The following is a 13236-nucleotide window of genomic DNA, read 5'->3' as shown; positions in this document are numbered from 1 at the left end:
GTCAGACAAGAATCATTTACCAGTATAAAACGAACATACTTTCGCATATAATAGAAAAACGAACATAAGTTCTTTTTAGAGGTGTGTATGATGAAAGAAAAAGTGATTTTTCTCGTTGACATGCAATCGTTTTATGCATCTGTAGAGAAAGCGGAAAATCCACATTTGAAAAATAAGCCCGTCATTGTTTCGGGGGATCCTGAAAAAAGGGGCGGAGTTGTACTGGCTGCCTGCCCGCTGGCGAAACAAAAGGGTGTGGTGAATGCTTCACGGCTGTGGGAGGCACAGGAAAAGTGTCCTGAGGCTGTTGTGCTCCGGCCGCGTATGCAGCGGTATATTGATGTATCACTGCAAATTACGGCTATTCTAGAGGAGTATACAGACCTTGTGGAGCCTTATTCCATCGATGAACAGTTCATGGACATTACAGGCAGCCAGAAGCTGTTTGGGACGCCGATGGAGATCGCGAAAAGCATTCAGGGCAGAATCATGCGGGAGATCGGCGTTTATGCGCGGGTTGGAATCGGCCCTAACAAAGCGCTGTCCAAAATTGCGTGTGACAATTTTGCCAAAAAGAATAAGAACGGTATTTTTACCTTAACGAAAGAAAATATAAAAACCGAAATGTGGCCGCTCCCGGTGGGCAGCATGTTTGGCGTCGGGAGCCGCATGAAGCATCATTTAAATCGAATGGGCATCAGCACGATCGGCGGGCTCGCGGCTTTTCCGCTCGATCTTTTAAAAAAGAAATGGGGCATTAACGGCCACGTGCTGTGGATGACGGCAAACGGAATTGACTATTCCCCTGTATCAACTTCATCTCTAGACGGGCAAAAGGCGATCGGCCATGGAATGACTCTTCCGAGAGACTACGAACACTTTGACAAAGAAATCAAGGTCGTATTGCTGGAGCTGAGTGAAGAAGTGTGCAGGCGAAGCCGAAACGCCGGGGTAATGGGGCAGACGGTGTCAGTGAGCTGCCGGGGTGCTGATTTTGATTGGCCGACGGGCTTCAATCGGCAAGTGAAGCTGGCGGAACCGACGAATTCTACGCAAGATGTATATGAGGCTGTATGCCGGCTGTTTCTTACATTTTGGGACGGGAAACCTGTCCGCCGCCTCGGTGTCAATATGTCTCAGCTCTCATCTGATGACATATGGCAGCTCAATTTATTTCAGGATTATGCAAAGAAAATGAGCCTAGGCTATGTGATGGACGGCATTAAAAATCGATTCGGCGATACAGCAATCATCAGGGCGGCGTCATTGACAGCGGCAGGCCAGGCATTTGAACGTGCGGCTAAAATAGGGGGGCACTATAAATGAACGATCATTTAAAAAGGGGCAACCTGCTGTGGGAAGGAAGCAGGATGTTTCTGCCGGAACATAAGCAAAGCCTGCTGGAGAGAAAGCGGCATAAACAGAAGCTGCAAAAGCCGACCCTTGATCCCGATAAGCTGGAAGAGATGAATCAAACGCTTTGCACCGCGATGGAGTTTGCTCAGGATATCACTGTCAGCTGCTTTCAGGACGGTGAAATTGTCCGCTGCACCGGGAAAATCTGCCGGTATGAAGAGTTTGAAAAAGCAGTATGGATAAAAGGAGATGAGGACCAGCTTTATAAGCTGAAACTTGATCAAGTGCTTGATATTGTGCTGTAAAGTCTCTCCTCCTGCTTGGGGGAGAAATGTGTAAAATGATCAAATATTGTTCCCTCGGCAGTCTGGAAACGTATGATACAGGAAAGAAGGCATTTACAATTCCAGCCAGGCAAAATATAATTTTTATATTGTGAGAAAAAGAGCTGACATTCGTTTTGCCAGACGGAGGGAGATCAAATCGTAATGGATATTCGAACAATCACGTCTTCAGATTATGAAATGGTAACGTCTGTAATGAATGAATGGTGGGGCGGCAGACAGCTGAAAGAAAAATTGCCGAGACTATTTTTTGAGCATTTTCAGGACACAAGCTTTCTTGCATCTGAACATAACAGCATGACCGGATTTTTAATCGGATTTCAATCGCAATCGGATCCTAAAACGGCGTACATTCATTTTTCCGGTGTGCATCCGGATTTCAGAAAAATGCAAATTGGAAAACAATTATACGATGTATTTATTGAAACAGTAAAACAAAGAGGATGCACCCGGGTGAAGTGCGTCACTTCACCAGTGAATAAAGTATCAATCGCATATCACACAAAATTGGGGTTTGATATTGAAAAGGGCACCAAGACGGTAAATGGCATCTCAGTGTTTGCAAACTATGATGGCCCTGGCCAAGACAGGGTACTGTTTGTCAAAAACATATGAGGGGGAAATATGATGGATTTTTTATCAAAAACACCTGAGCCTCCTTACTATGCCGTCATTTTTTCTTCTGTCAAAAGCGAAACTGACACAGGATATGGAGAAACGGCAGAGCGGATGGTATCGCTTGCGGCGGATCAGCCTGGATTTTTAGGCGTGGAAAGCGTTCGTGAAGCGGATGGAAGGGGCATCACAGTTTCCTATTGGGACAGTATGGACGCAATTACCCTTTGGAAGCATCACACTGAACACCAAGCGGCAAAAGAAAAAGGAAAAAGTGTTTGGTACGAGTCGTATGCAGTCCGCGTCGCAAAAGTCGAAAGACAGCGGCTGTTTCAGGAGAACACGAATGATTGAATTTCTTCAGCATAAGGAAGACACAATAGCCCGTGAGATTATAGCCGTACAGATCCCCTCTTACATAAAGGAAACAGAGATTATCGGTTTTGACGGCATTCCCGCTTTACAAGAGAAGGTGAAGGATATTCAAGCATCTCATGAACGGTTTGCGGGATACCGGAAAAACGGCAAGCTGATCGGTGTCATTTCATATGAAAAAAACATGCATCATCTCACCATTTGCAGGCTTGTTGTGCATCCTGACGGTTTTAGAAAAGGAATTGGACGAGCACTTCTGCAATTTGTCATTGATCAGAACGAAGACGCTGAGAAAATCGAAGTAGTCACAGCCGAGAAAAATATCCCGGCCGTGTCTCTCTATACACAGGCGGGATTCCAAAAAGCAGAAACCGTCAAAGCAGCGCAGGGTCTATTGCTGTCGGTCTTTCATTTGTATCCGAAAAGAAAAGTTGAGGTCGTTCCCTACAACGAAAAATGGACGAAAGGTTTCGATGAAGAAAAAGAACGGCTGAAGCGGGTGTTCGGGCCGGAGATGATCGCCGTTCATCATATCGGAAGCACATCGATACCGAACATGGCAGCGAAGCCAATCATTGATATGTTAATTGAAGTCAGGAGCATTGAAGCCGTGAGCCAATTTGATGAACAAATGAAGGCTATCGGCTATATGCCAAAAGGTGAGAACGGCATAGCGGGCAGGCGTTATTTCCAAAAGGGCGGAAATAAACGAACCCATCATGTCCATCTGTACGAACAGGGAAACCCTGCTATTGAAAGGCATCTGTTATTCAGAGATTATCTCAGAGCTCATCCGAGCATAGCAAAAGAATACGCCGTTCTCAAAAAACGGCTGGCGGCCCAGCATCCCGACAGCATCAAACAGTACATGCAAGGGAAAGATGAATGGATCAAGACTGCAGAAGAAAATGCGAAGCGGTGGAAAAAAGGCAGAAACCATGCGAATGGCAGTGTTGTATGCTACAATAGCGAAAATGATGAAAACGGGGGTTTCACCTTATGAACATACATGTGACAGATGCAGCGAAACAGGCACTGCAGCAGGCGTTCGACGCCAACCCGGGAAAAAAAGCCCAGCTTCGTTACGATGCAGAAGGATGCGGCTGCGCGGTAAGCGGTGTACCGACAATCTGGCTGACAGAAGAATTAACGGGACAGTGCGAGCAGTTGGAAACGAACGGCATTCCGCTGTATATCCAATCGTCGCAAAAAGTGTTTTTTGACGATCAAATGACGATCGATTACAATGAAAAAGCCAAAACATTGGCGCTGAAAAGCCCGGCTGAAATGCTCAGCCCCAGAATGAGCATATTAGTAAAGTAGGAGACGCGAAACGTGGAACAAAAGCTGAAAGCAATGAAGAACACAGCACAAAATAAAACGTGGGTATCCTTCCTGAATCAAAACCATCCCTATACCTTGCTTCACTGGTCAATTGGAGGAGCAGAATCCGTCAAGAAAGATGTTTGGCTATTGCAGGATGAAATGACCTTCGAGACGCAGGAGTTTACAACGATAGACCTTGCGATTGAATGGATCAGAGAACATATGGATGATATTACCGACGTTTTGTGAAATAAAAAAGCGAAAGAGCCGACGAGGCCTTTCGCTTTTTTATTATGTTGAGACCTTCATTTTGTCTAAAAACTCCTGCACCGTTTTCCGGTACGTGTCCCGGTTTTTGGTGTATGACATGGCATGTTCACCGTTCTCGGCGATATACAGCGCTTTCGGTCCGGTTTTCTTTTCGTAAAGCCGCTCGGTTGAAGAAACAGGAATGTAATCATCATCCTGACTGTGAATAAAGAGGACCGGCTTTTCGATTTGATCAATGACAGCAAGCGGAGATACTTCGCGTGCGCGATAGCCGCCCCTCAGCTTCAAAAAGAAGTCGGCGATAGGGAGCAGGGGCCAAGACGGGAGCCTGTATTCCGTTTTCAGCAGATAGGCAAGCTGTTCATCAAAACATGCGAACGGACAATCGGCAATATAAAAATCAGCGCCATCATCACAGTGCGCGCCAGCGTAAAGCAGAGCGGTCACAGCTCCCATCGATTCACCGTGAATTCCGATCAATCCGCGATGATTTGTTTTGTTTTTGAGCCAGCTGACAACCTCATTGAGATCATCTTTTTCATAAAACCCGTAGCTGGTCGTCTTTCCGCCGCTTTGGCCATGCCGGCGGTGATCATAAATAAGTACATTCCAGCCGAGATCAAGAAATAAATGCATATACTTAAGAGAATTCAGCACATTCATCGTTACTCCGTGGCAGATGATGATGGTGTTTTGAGTGTCATGCGGTGCAACATGGTATCCCTTTATGTTATACCCGTAAGCGGATGGAATCTCAAAAGCAGTTTTCTCCATTTGTTCAAATGATTCGAACACATCATGTCCGTCGTCTTTCTCTCTTTTGATAATGTCTTCGTCCGTTTTTTTCTTGATGAATAGAATCATGTTCGAAAAAACAATTCCGATTGCGATGACAGCAGTTAAGAGAGCGCCAATGGCCAAAAGGATTTTCTTCAAAAGTCACAGCACCTTTCAACGAAATATATAGGTCATTCGTGTGTAAGATCATTATACCTAAACACTGCTCCGCTGAGAAAGTTATCAGAAGAGAGTTTGCTTGTTCAGCTTATATGCTCCGTGATAAACTGGCTTCAAAACAATACATGGGGGAAGTCTGCATGAAAAAACAAAAATCCGCTGATAAACACCAGCTAAAAGACGGCCTTCAATCCGATATCAAAGCAAAGCTTATGGAGATGAAGAGCCAATTGAAGGAAGAGGATGAAAAGAGGCAGGAAAGAGAAAAAGCAGAACAGATCAGAAAGAAAAAAGAGATCGAAAAAAATAAAAGTTTTGAACAACTCCTAAATGAAAGCCAAATGGATTGGCATCGATATAAATAAATCGGCCACCCATACAGAGGCTGGTTTCAGGCGTGTCGACAAACACTTGTGTACCTTGTCAAGCCTGTGAGTCGGCAGCTTCCATGCATGTCTTTTCTAACCTGCATGTTTTTCAATCGCGGTTAACAAAATGAAATCAGCACCCTTAAGGGTGCTGATTTTTCTATTAAGAGCGGTGGGCTTCATAAACGTCTTGTTTCGTATGAGATTGAAGCGCTTTGATTTCCTCTTCTGTTAAACGCCGCGCCTTTGCTGCCTGAATGTTTTCCCGTAACTGCTCAACCTTACTGGCGCCTGTAATCACTGAAGCGACAGCCGGTTGTGCTAACAGATACTGCAGCGACTTTTCTGTCATCGAAAGGTCGGGAGCCACTTCCTCCATTGCCTTGCGGGCATTTGTCAGTTCCTCAAATGAATAGGACAAGTACCCGTTTTGTTTCATGCTGTCTGCCGCTTGATCAAGGGGTCTTTCGGTTAAGAGCCCTTTGGCAACAGGGCCTCTGGCGACTACGCTGATTTGATGTTCCTCTAAAAGCGGGAGCCATTCCTCAGGGCGTCTGTCAAACAAGCTGAATTGCATCATGATGCTGACGATGTTTGATTTCTTTACATATTCTTTTATCACATTCGGGCGGATGGAAGAAATGCCATAGTAGCGGATGACACCTTCTTGTTTTAATTCCTCAAACGCCTCGATCGTTTCATCAATGTTATCCTCTATCGTGCCGCCGTGAAGCTGATAAAGGTCGATATAATCAGTTTTCAGCCGTGTAAGGCTCTTTTTTACCGCTTCTTTTATGTAAGCTTTTGAAGGGTCCCAATACCAGCCCTCGCTCCCGTCATCCCAACGGTTTCCCGCTTTTGTTGCCAGAATAATATCTTGGCGTCTGTTTTGGATCGCATCACCGACGATTTCTTCGTTGCGTCCCCGGTCATACAAATCCGCTGTGTCCAAATAGTTGATGCCGAGCTCGATCGCTTCATCCAAAATGGACAATGCTTTGTTTTTTTCAGTTCCAAGAGACATACAGCCGAGTCCGACTTCGCTTATTTCTAAATCAGATGTACCCAGTTTGCGCTTTCTCATGTGCACACTCCTTTTTTTAGGCTTTGTATTGACCGTAATATAAAGGAGCTAAAGTTTCAACTTTTACGGCTCTGACACCCATTCTTTTACATATTGAAATGTGCATCCATACTCTTTTAACTTTGCCCGAATTTCCCATGCTTTTCCGACTAAGACAACACCTTTTGGCATGCGGTACACTTTCACGAAAAGGCCTCCTTTTCTCTAGTATGATAAAATGTATGGGGCATCATATAGAGACAGAACGGGAGATGAAGAAATGAAATCATTAGAAGAAAAAACAATTGCCAAAGAACAGATCTTTTCAGGTAAAGTTATTGATCTATTTGTCGAGGATGTAGAGCTGCCAAACGGCAAAACGAGTAAACGTGAAATTGTGAAACACCCTGGAGCAGTAGCGGTATTAGCCGTCACAGATGAAGGGAACATTATCTTGGTCAAACAATTCCGTAAGCCGCTTGAGCGGACAATCGTTGAAATTCCAGCCGGAAAGCTTGAAAAAGGTGAGGAGCCGGAGTATACGGCACTTCGGGAACTTGAGGAGGAAACCGGCTATACAGCAAAAAAACTGACAAAAATAACTGCGTTTTATACCTCTCCCGGCTTCGCTGATGAAATCGTTCACGTATTTCTTGCTGAGGAGCTTTCTGTACTCGAAGAAAAACGGGAGCTTGATGAGGACGAGTTTGTTGAAGTGATGGAGGTGACGCTTGAAGATGCGCTAAAGCTGGTTGAATCGCGTGAAGTATATGATGCTAAAACTGCCTATGCGATTCAATATCTTCAACTGAAAGAAGCGCTCCAAGCACAAAAATGAAAAAGATTTACGCGGATTTGCACATTCATATAGGCCGGACCTTTACAGGAAGGGCTGTCAAAATAACAGGCGCCAAAACATTAACGCTGGACCGGATTTTGGTTGAAGCCAGTGAACATAAAGGAATTGAACTCCTCGGTATTATCGACTGTCATTCTCCGGAAGTCATTCTAGAGCTTGAGGAAGGCATTTCATCTGGAAAATATCGCGAGCTTGATGGGGGAGGAATCCGTTATCGCAGTACGACTCTTTTATTGGGGAGCGAGCTGGAGATTTATGATGAAGACTGCAGCGGGCCGATCCATGTGCTTGTATTTATGCCGAAGCTGGCTGATATGAAGCAGTTTTCAAACTGGCTGTCAGCCAGGCTGAAAAATATTCATTTAAGCTCACAGCGGATATATGAAACGGGCTTAAACCTGCAACAAAAAGTCAAGGAAATGGGCGGTCTTTTTATCCCCGCCCATATCTTTACACCGCATAAAAGCTTATATGGAAAAGGGGTTAAATCAAGCTTAACTGAGGTTTTTGATCCGTCAATGATAGATGCGGTGGAGCTTGGATTAAGCTGTGATACAGACATGGCTTCACACATATCTGAATTGAATCCGTATCCTTTTTTAACAAATTCTGATGCGCATTCGTTGGGGAAAATCGGCAGAGAATATAATGAACTATATGTGCAATCAGCTGATTTTACTGAGTTTGCTCTTGCATTAAAAGGGCAAGATGAAAGGAAAATGATCGCAAATTACGGCTTGGACCCGTTATTGGGGAAATATTATCAGACGGCTTGCGAAGCGTGCGGAGAACCTGCCGTGAGCGGGGAAAAATCGTGCGCGAATTGCGGCAATGTTAGATTTACCAAGGGAGTCAGCGAAAGATTGCGTGAATTGAGTGATCAGCCTCAAGTTCGCGTCCCGCGTCCGCGATATGTACATCAGATCCCCCTGCAATTTGTTCCGGGTGTAGGCCCGAAAACGCTGGACAAGCTAAAAAAAGCCTTCGGAACAGAAATGGCTGTTCTTCATGAGGCTGCAGAAGAAGATTTGGCTCACGTTGTCCCGCCAAAAACCGCGGCGCTTATCGTAAAAGCGAGATCCGGAAAACTGGAATTGAAAGCCGGAGGAGGAGGAACCTACGGTAAAATTAAACCGTGAGTTAAAGATTAACTCAGTTCCTCCTGTACTTTTCTTTTTGTCCGTATAAAGGTAATCAGCTGGATGATTTCATCTTCACTCAGCGGCTTGCCATCAACAGAAATGGTAAAGTCAAGGCTGCTCCACGTGGCCAATTCAATGGTCTGGGGAGCAGTCTGCTTTTGTTTCTCACGGCCTAAAAGTTCATCGCAGGTTGTGTCAAAGAGGTCAGCAAGCATGGCAAGTGCCTCAAGAGAAGGCCGTCGGTAGCCTGACTCGTAGCCGGCATATGTGCTTTTTGCGATGCCCAGAAGGTCAGCTGTATATTGAAGTGACCAATTTTTCTTTTTTCTCAATTCAGTTAAACGATCTAGATTCATGAACTTCCGCTCCTTTTTCACCTTGAGCTGATTATATCATATAGGTATTAGGAAGTGTACGCGAATTGAATAATAATGTCTTGCGTATTTTATTTTCCGTGTCTATAATTGCATTAAAAGTATGCGAAAAGCGAATACCTTCTCGCAACCCATCTTTAGATACAGTGAAGAGGTGCATGGTATGAAAAAATTATTGATGTTGACAACTGGGGGAACGATTGCTTCAGTTGAAGGGGAAAATGGGCTGGCTCCCGCGGTCAAGGCTGATGAATTACTAAGTTACGTATCAAAACTTGATAACGATTACACGATGGAAACTCAGTCGCTTATGAATATAGACAGCACCAATATGCAGCCTGAATACTGGGTGAAAATAGCCGAAGCCGTTAAGGAAAATTATGATGCCTATGACGGGTTTGTTATTACTCACGGTACAGATACAATGGCCTATACATCTGCCGCACTATCATATATGCTGCAGCATGCCAAAAAGCCAATCGTCATCACCGGCTCGCAGATTCCGATCACGTTCCAAAAAACCGATGCCAAAAAAAATATTACAGATGCCATTCGCTTTGCCTGTGAAGGCGTGGGCGGCGTTTACGTTGTATTTGACGGCAGAGTCATTCAAGGAACGCGTGCGATCAAATTAAGAACGAAAAGCTACGACGCATTTGAAAGCATCAATTACCCATATATCGCTTTTATCAATGAAGACGGGATCGAATACAACAAACAAGTAACGGAACCTGAGAACGAAACCCTTGCAGTTGATACTTCACTTTGCACAGATGTATGTCTGCTGAAGCTGCATCCAGGCTTAAAGCCCGAAATGCTTGATGCCCTGAAAAGCATGTACAAAGGAATTGTCATTGAGAGTTATGGCAGCGGAGGGGTGCCGTTTGAAGGCAGAGACATTTTGTCAAAAGTGAATGAGCTGATTGAAAGCGGCATTGTCGTCGTCATTACAACTCAATGTTTGGAAGAAGGCGAAGACATGAGCATTTACGAGGTAGGCCGCAGAGTCAACCAAGACTTAATTATCCGATCAAGAAATATGAACACAGAAGCCATTGTGCCAAAATTGATGTGGGCACTAGGTCAGTCTTCGGATCTTCCTGTCGTCAAGAGAATTATGGAAACGCCGATAGCTGATGACGTTGTCCTGTAAAATGTAAAAACGATAACCAGCAAAGAGAAAGAAGGTTAAAGATTATGTTAAACGGCCAAAAAGAATATCGCGTGGAAAAAGACTTCCTTGGGGAAAAACAAATTGAGGCAGATGTTTATTACGGAATTCAGACGCTCCGTGCTTCTGAAAATTTCCCGATTACGGGATACAAAATCCATGAAGAAATGATTAACGCACTGGCGATAGTAAAAAAAGCCGCGGCTCTTGCCAACATGGACGTGAAACGGCTGTATGAAGGAATTGGCCAAGCTATCGTACAAGCCGCTGATGAGATTCTGGAAGGCAAGTGGCACGATCAGTTTATCGTCGATCCGATTCAGGGCGGTGCCGGAACTTCTATGAACATGAATGCGAATGAGGTTATCGGAAACCGGGCTCTTGAAATCATGGGACATAAAAAGGGAGATTATATCCATTTAAGCCCAAACACACATGTGAATATGTCACAGTCTACAAACGATGTGTTCCCGACTGCGATTCATATTTCCACATTGAATCTCTTGGAAAAACTGCTGAAAACAATGGAAGACATGCATAGTGTGTTTAAGCAAAAAGCACAGGAGTTTGATTCTGTTATTAAAATGGGCCGGACACACCTTCAAGATGCGGTTCCAATTCGTCTTGGCCAGGAATTCGAAGCGTACAGCCGTGTTCTGGAGCGTGATATTAAACGAATCAAACAATCGCGCCAGCACCTGTATGAAGTCAACATGGGCGCAACTGCTGTTGGTACAGGGCTAAACGCTGATCCTGAATATATTAAACAGGTAGTAAAGCACCTTGCTGATATCAGCGGTCTTCCTCTTGTCGGCGCTGATCATCTTGTTGATGCAACACAAAATACAGATGCGTATACAGAGGTATCAGCTTCATTAAAAGTCTGCATGATGAACATGTCGAAGATCGCAAACGACCTGCGCTTAATGGCGTCAGGACCGCGCGCGGGCCTTGCGGAAATTTCTCTGCCTGCACGTCAGCCGGGGTCATCCATTATGCCGGGAAAAGTCAATCCGGTTATGGCGGAGCTGATCAACCAAATTGCGTTCCAGGTTATTGGAAACGACAATACAATCTGCCTTGCTTCAGAAGCAGGACAGCTTGAATTAAACGTCATGGAGCCCGTGCTTGTCTTTAATTTGCTTCAATCTATCAGCATCATGAATAACGGCTTCCGCTCGTTCACTGATAATTGCTTAAAAGGCATCGAAGCCAACGAAAAGCGCTTGAAGCAATACGTAGAAAAAAGTGCAGGAGTCATCACTGCAGTCAATCCGCATCTTGGGTATGAAGCGGCAGCTAGAATTGCCCGGGAAGCAATTATGACAGGGCAATCTGTCCGCGATCTTTGCCTGCAGCATGATGTGCTGACAGAAGAAGAATTGGATATCATTTTAAACCCTTATGAAATGACAAAACCAGGTATCGCTGGGAAAGAACTATTAGAAAAATAAAATTTGAACAAAAAACAGCTTATTCATCTCGGGATATTCCGATGAATAAGCTGTTTACAACATAGGGATGAGGAAGTATAGTATACGTGTTGCACTATTTATTGAAAGCGTTTTAGCTTTTTACATGAAGGGGGACTTCTTTTGAAGGATGTAAGACTGCCAACACTATTTGAAATTATTATTGTACTAGGATCATTTTTAGCACTTGTCATGTCGTTTACCGTCTTTTTAGACTTGCCGATACAGCTCGCGCTTTTCATTTCCTGGTTTATCGCAATGATTCTCGGAATCAGACTCGGTTATACTTATAAAGATATGCAAAATGCGATCCTGCATGGAATATCAAATGGGCTTGAAGCCGTTCTCATTCTTGTTTCAGTAGGAGCGCTTATTGGAACATGGATCGCTGGTGGAATTGTGCCCACACTGATTTACTATGGTTTAGAATTTATTCACCCTAGCATCTTTTTACTTGCAACGCTTATTATTTGTTCAATTATGTCTGTAGCAACAGGTACGTCATGGGGAACAGTCGGAACTGCCGGCATTGCCATGATCGCAATTGGAGAGGGGTTAGGCATTCCGCTTCCTCTTGTAGCGGGAGCTATCCTTTCAGGCGCATATTTTGGGGACAAGCTGTCTCCTCTGTCTGACAGTACGGTTCTTGCTTCTTCGCTATCTAAAGTAGATGTGTTAGACCACGTCAGAGCAATGCTCTTTTTATCTGTGCCAGCATATGTGATTACAGCTATTCTCTTTACAATTACTGGTTTTATGTACGGCGGGAAAAATATTGACCTTGATAAAGTTGACTTCTTGAAATCATCTTTGCAAAATACGTTTGACATTCATATTTGGATGCTGATCCCGGCTGTTGTTGTTATTGTCTTATTGGCGATGAAAAAACCATCAATGCCGGTTATCGTGATTGGTGCGTTACTTGGTGCAATCTGGGCTGTTGCTTTCCAAGGCATGAATCCTGCGGACGCTATCGCTACCGCATACAACGGATTCTCCATTAAAACAGATGTTGAATTTTTGAATGGCCTGTTAAACCGCGGCGGAATTGTCGGAATGCTCAGTTCCCTTGTCGTGATTATCTTTGGACTTGGTTTTGGCGGACTGCTAGAAAAGCTTGGCGTCTTAAAAGTGATCGTTTCTATGTTTGAAAAGAAGCTGACATCACCGGGCAATGTGACTTTATCTACGCTGATCGTAGCGTTTTTAGCAAACATCTTCGGCTGTGCGATGTATGTATCTCTTATTTTGACTCCGAAAATTATGGAAGACAGCTATGATCGTTTGAATCTCGATAGAAGGGTGCTATCCCGTAACTCAGAGGTCGGGGGTACATTAACTTCAGGTATGGTTCCTTGGTCTGATAACGGGATTTACATGGCGGGAATACTAGGAGTTTCTACCTTCTCATATCTGCCGTTTATGTGGCTCAGTTTTGTAGCAATAGGTCTTGCTATTATCTATGGTTATACAGGAAAATTTATATGGTATACGAAAAACAATACAGTTAAAGCTGAAAAACTAGGCTAATAGGGGAGGATACT

Annotated in this window: 17 protein-coding genes; 13 read left to right on the top strand and 4 right to left on the bottom strand. The window is 44.3% G+C overall.

The window, feature by feature from the left end:
* Positions 1-87 precede the first annotated feature (87 nt).
* The 7 genes from JQX68_RS12140 to JQX68_RS12110 all read left to right on the top strand — a co-directional run bounded on the left by JQX68_RS12140 (position 88) and on the right by JQX68_RS12110 (position 4265).
* Complete coding sequence (locus tag JQX68_RS12140) at positions 88-1326, top strand: DNA polymerase IV (RefSeq protein ID WP_147772202.1); 1239 nt, start codon at positions 88-90, stop codon at positions 1324-1326.
* Positions 1323-1661 (top strand): YolD-like family protein, encoded by a 339-nt coding sequence (locus JQX68_RS12135; RefSeq protein WP_014664503.1) that lies wholly within the window; start codon positions 1323-1325, stop codon positions 1659-1661. The genes JQX68_RS12140 and JQX68_RS12135 overlap by 4 nt, the downstream gene beginning before the upstream one ends.
* A gap of 183 nt (positions 1662-1844) precedes the next feature.
* Positions 1845-2315, top strand: a complete 471-nt coding sequence (locus tag JQX68_RS12130) for a GNAT family N-acetyltransferase (RefSeq protein ID WP_014664502.1) — start codon at positions 1845-1847, stop codon at positions 2313-2315.
* Positions 2316-2324: 9 nt separating this feature from the next.
* Positions 2325-2669, top strand: a complete 345-nt coding sequence (locus tag JQX68_RS12125) for an antibiotic biosynthesis monooxygenase family protein (protein WP_014664501.1) — start codon at positions 2325-2327, stop codon at positions 2667-2669.
* Positions 2662-3693, top strand: a complete 1032-nt coding sequence (locus JQX68_RS12120) for a bifunctional GNAT family N-acetyltransferase/GrpB family protein (RefSeq protein ID WP_014664500.1) — start codon at positions 2662-2664, stop codon at positions 3691-3693. Before JQX68_RS12125 ends, JQX68_RS12120 begins: the two co-directional genes overlap by 8 nt.
* A complete protein-coding gene (locus JQX68_RS12115) occupies positions 3690-4013 on the top strand; it encodes an iron-sulfur cluster biosynthesis family protein (RefSeq protein WP_014664499.1) in 324 nt (107 codons plus the stop codon). The genes JQX68_RS12120 and JQX68_RS12115 overlap by 4 nt, the downstream gene beginning before the upstream one ends.
* Positions 4014-4025: 12 nt before the next feature.
* Positions 4026-4265, top strand: a complete 240-nt coding sequence (locus tag JQX68_RS12110) for a YqkC family protein (RefSeq protein WP_014664498.1) — start codon at positions 4026-4028, stop codon at positions 4263-4265.
* 42 nt (positions 4266-4307) lie between these two features.
* Here the strand turns inward: JQX68_RS12110 and JQX68_RS12105 are convergent, their stop codons facing one another.
* Entirely contained in the window at positions 4308-5222 is a 915-nt protein-coding gene (locus JQX68_RS12105; protein WP_014664497.1) for an alpha/beta hydrolase, read from the bottom strand.
* A 161-nt stretch (positions 5223-5383) separates the two neighbouring features.
* Here JQX68_RS12105 and JQX68_RS12100 point away from each other — a divergent pair, with 161 nt between their 5' ends.
* The gene (locus JQX68_RS12100) at positions 5384-5608 is read left to right on the top strand and encodes a YqkE family protein (protein ID WP_014664496.1); all 225 of its coding nucleotides are present in this window, start codon (positions 5384-5386) and stop codon (positions 5606-5608) included.
* A gap of 166 nt (positions 5609-5774) precedes the next feature.
* On the opposite strand, the gene JQX68_RS12095 is transcribed toward JQX68_RS12100, so the two are convergent.
* Together JQX68_RS12095 and mciZ are read right to left on the bottom strand one after the other, a co-directional pair.
* Positions 5775-6695: an aldo/keto reductase gene (locus JQX68_RS12095; protein ID WP_014664495.1), complete on the bottom strand. Its 921-nt coding sequence runs from the start codon at positions 6693-6695 to the stop codon at positions 5775-5777.
* A gap of 63 nt (positions 6696-6758) precedes the next feature.
* Positions 6759-6881, bottom strand: coding sequence for a Z-ring formation inhibitor MciZ (gene mciZ, locus JQX68_RS12090; protein WP_147772201.1), 123 nt, complete (start codon positions 6879-6881; stop codon positions 6759-6761).
* A 73-nt stretch (positions 6882-6954) separates the two neighbouring features.
* Here mciZ and nudF point away from each other — a divergent pair, with 73 nt between their 5' ends.
* Positions 6955-7512, top strand: coding sequence for an ADP-ribose pyrophosphatase (nudF, locus tag JQX68_RS12085; RefSeq protein ID WP_014664493.1), 558 nt, complete (start codon positions 6955-6957; stop codon positions 7510-7512).
* Positions 7509-8672, top strand: a complete 1164-nt coding sequence (locus tag JQX68_RS12080; protein WP_014664492.1) for a TIGR00375 family protein — start codon at positions 7509-7511, stop codon at positions 8670-8672. Before nudF ends, JQX68_RS12080 begins: the two co-directional genes overlap by 4 nt.
* A gap of 8 nt (positions 8673-8680) precedes the next feature.
* Here JQX68_RS12080 and ansR read toward each other — a convergent pair whose 3' ends face one another.
* Positions 8681-9031 (bottom strand): HTH-type transcriptional regulator AnsR, encoded by a 351-nt coding sequence (gene ansR, locus JQX68_RS12075; protein ID WP_014664491.1) that lies wholly within the window; start codon positions 9029-9031, stop codon positions 8681-8683.
* A 181-nt stretch (positions 9032-9212) separates the two neighbouring features.
* Here ansR and ansA point away from each other — a divergent pair, with 181 nt between their 5' ends.
* The 3 genes from ansA (at position 9213) to mleN (ending at position 13222) form a co-directional block, all read left to right on the top strand.
* A complete protein-coding gene (ansA, locus tag JQX68_RS12070; protein ID WP_014664490.1) occupies positions 9213-10202 on the top strand; it encodes an asparaginase in 990 nt (329 codons plus the stop codon).
* A 44-nt stretch (positions 10203-10246) separates the two neighbouring features.
* Positions 10247-11674, top strand: coding sequence for an aspartate ammonia-lyase (aspA, locus tag JQX68_RS12065; protein WP_014664489.1), 1428 nt, complete (start codon positions 10247-10249; stop codon positions 11672-11674).
* A 141-nt stretch (positions 11675-11815) separates the two neighbouring features.
* Entirely contained in the window at positions 11816-13222 is a 1407-nt protein-coding gene (gene mleN / locus JQX68_RS12060) for a malate-H+/Na+-lactate antiporter MleN (protein ID WP_014664488.1), read from the top strand.
* Positions 13223-13236 lie beyond the last annotated feature (14 nt).

This window comes from Bacillus sp. LJBS06 (genome assembly GCF_016924995.1).
Classification (GTDB): domain Bacteria; phylum Bacillota; class Bacilli; order Bacillales; family Bacillaceae; genus Bacillus; species Bacillus stercoris.
This window is presented reverse-complemented; position numbering and strand designations above follow the sequence as displayed.

Coding starts and splice junctions, on each gene's coding strand:
- JQX68_RS12095 (WP_014664495.1), bottom strand. CDS start 6,695: ATGAGAAAGCGCAAACTGGGTACATCTGATTTAGAAATAAGCGAAGTC.
- JQX68_RS12100 (WP_014664496.1), top strand. CDS start 5,384: ATGAAAAAACAAAAATCCGCTGATAAACACCAGCTAAAAGACGGCCTT.
- ansA (WP_014664490.1), top strand. CDS start 9,213: ATGAAAAAATTATTGATGTTGACAACTGGGGGAACGATTGCTTCAGTT.
- JQX68_RS12080 (WP_014664492.1), top strand. CDS start 7,509: ATGAAAAAGATTTACGCGGATTTGCACATTCATATAGGCCGGACCTTT.
- JQX68_RS12135 (WP_014664503.1), top strand. CDS start 1,323: ATGAACGATCATTTAAAAAGGGGCAACCTGCTGTGGGAAGGAAGCAGG.
- JQX68_RS12130 (WP_014664502.1), top strand. CDS start 1,845: ATGGATATTCGAACAATCACGTCTTCAGATTATGAAATGGTAACGTCT.
- JQX68_RS12115 (WP_014664499.1), top strand. CDS start 3,690: ATGAACATACATGTGACAGATGCAGCGAAACAGGCACTGCAGCAGGCG.
- JQX68_RS12125 (WP_014664501.1), top strand. CDS start 2,325: ATGATGGATTTTTTATCAAAAACACCTGAGCCTCCTTACTATGCCGTC.
- JQX68_RS12120 (WP_014664500.1), top strand. CDS start 2,662: ATGATTGAATTTCTTCAGCATAAGGAAGACACAATAGCCCGTGAGATT.
- JQX68_RS12140 (WP_147772202.1), top strand. CDS start 88: ATGATGAAAGAAAAAGTGATTTTTCTCGTTGACATGCAATCGTTTTAT.
- aspA (WP_014664489.1), top strand. CDS start 10,247: ATGTTAAACGGCCAAAAAGAATATCGCGTGGAAAAAGACTTCCTTGGG.
- ansR (WP_014664491.1), bottom strand. CDS start 9,031: ATGAATCTAGATCGTTTAACTGAATTGAGAAAAAAGAAAAATTGGTCA.
- nudF (WP_014664493.1), top strand. CDS start 6,955: ATGAAATCATTAGAAGAAAAAACAATTGCCAAAGAACAGATCTTTTCA.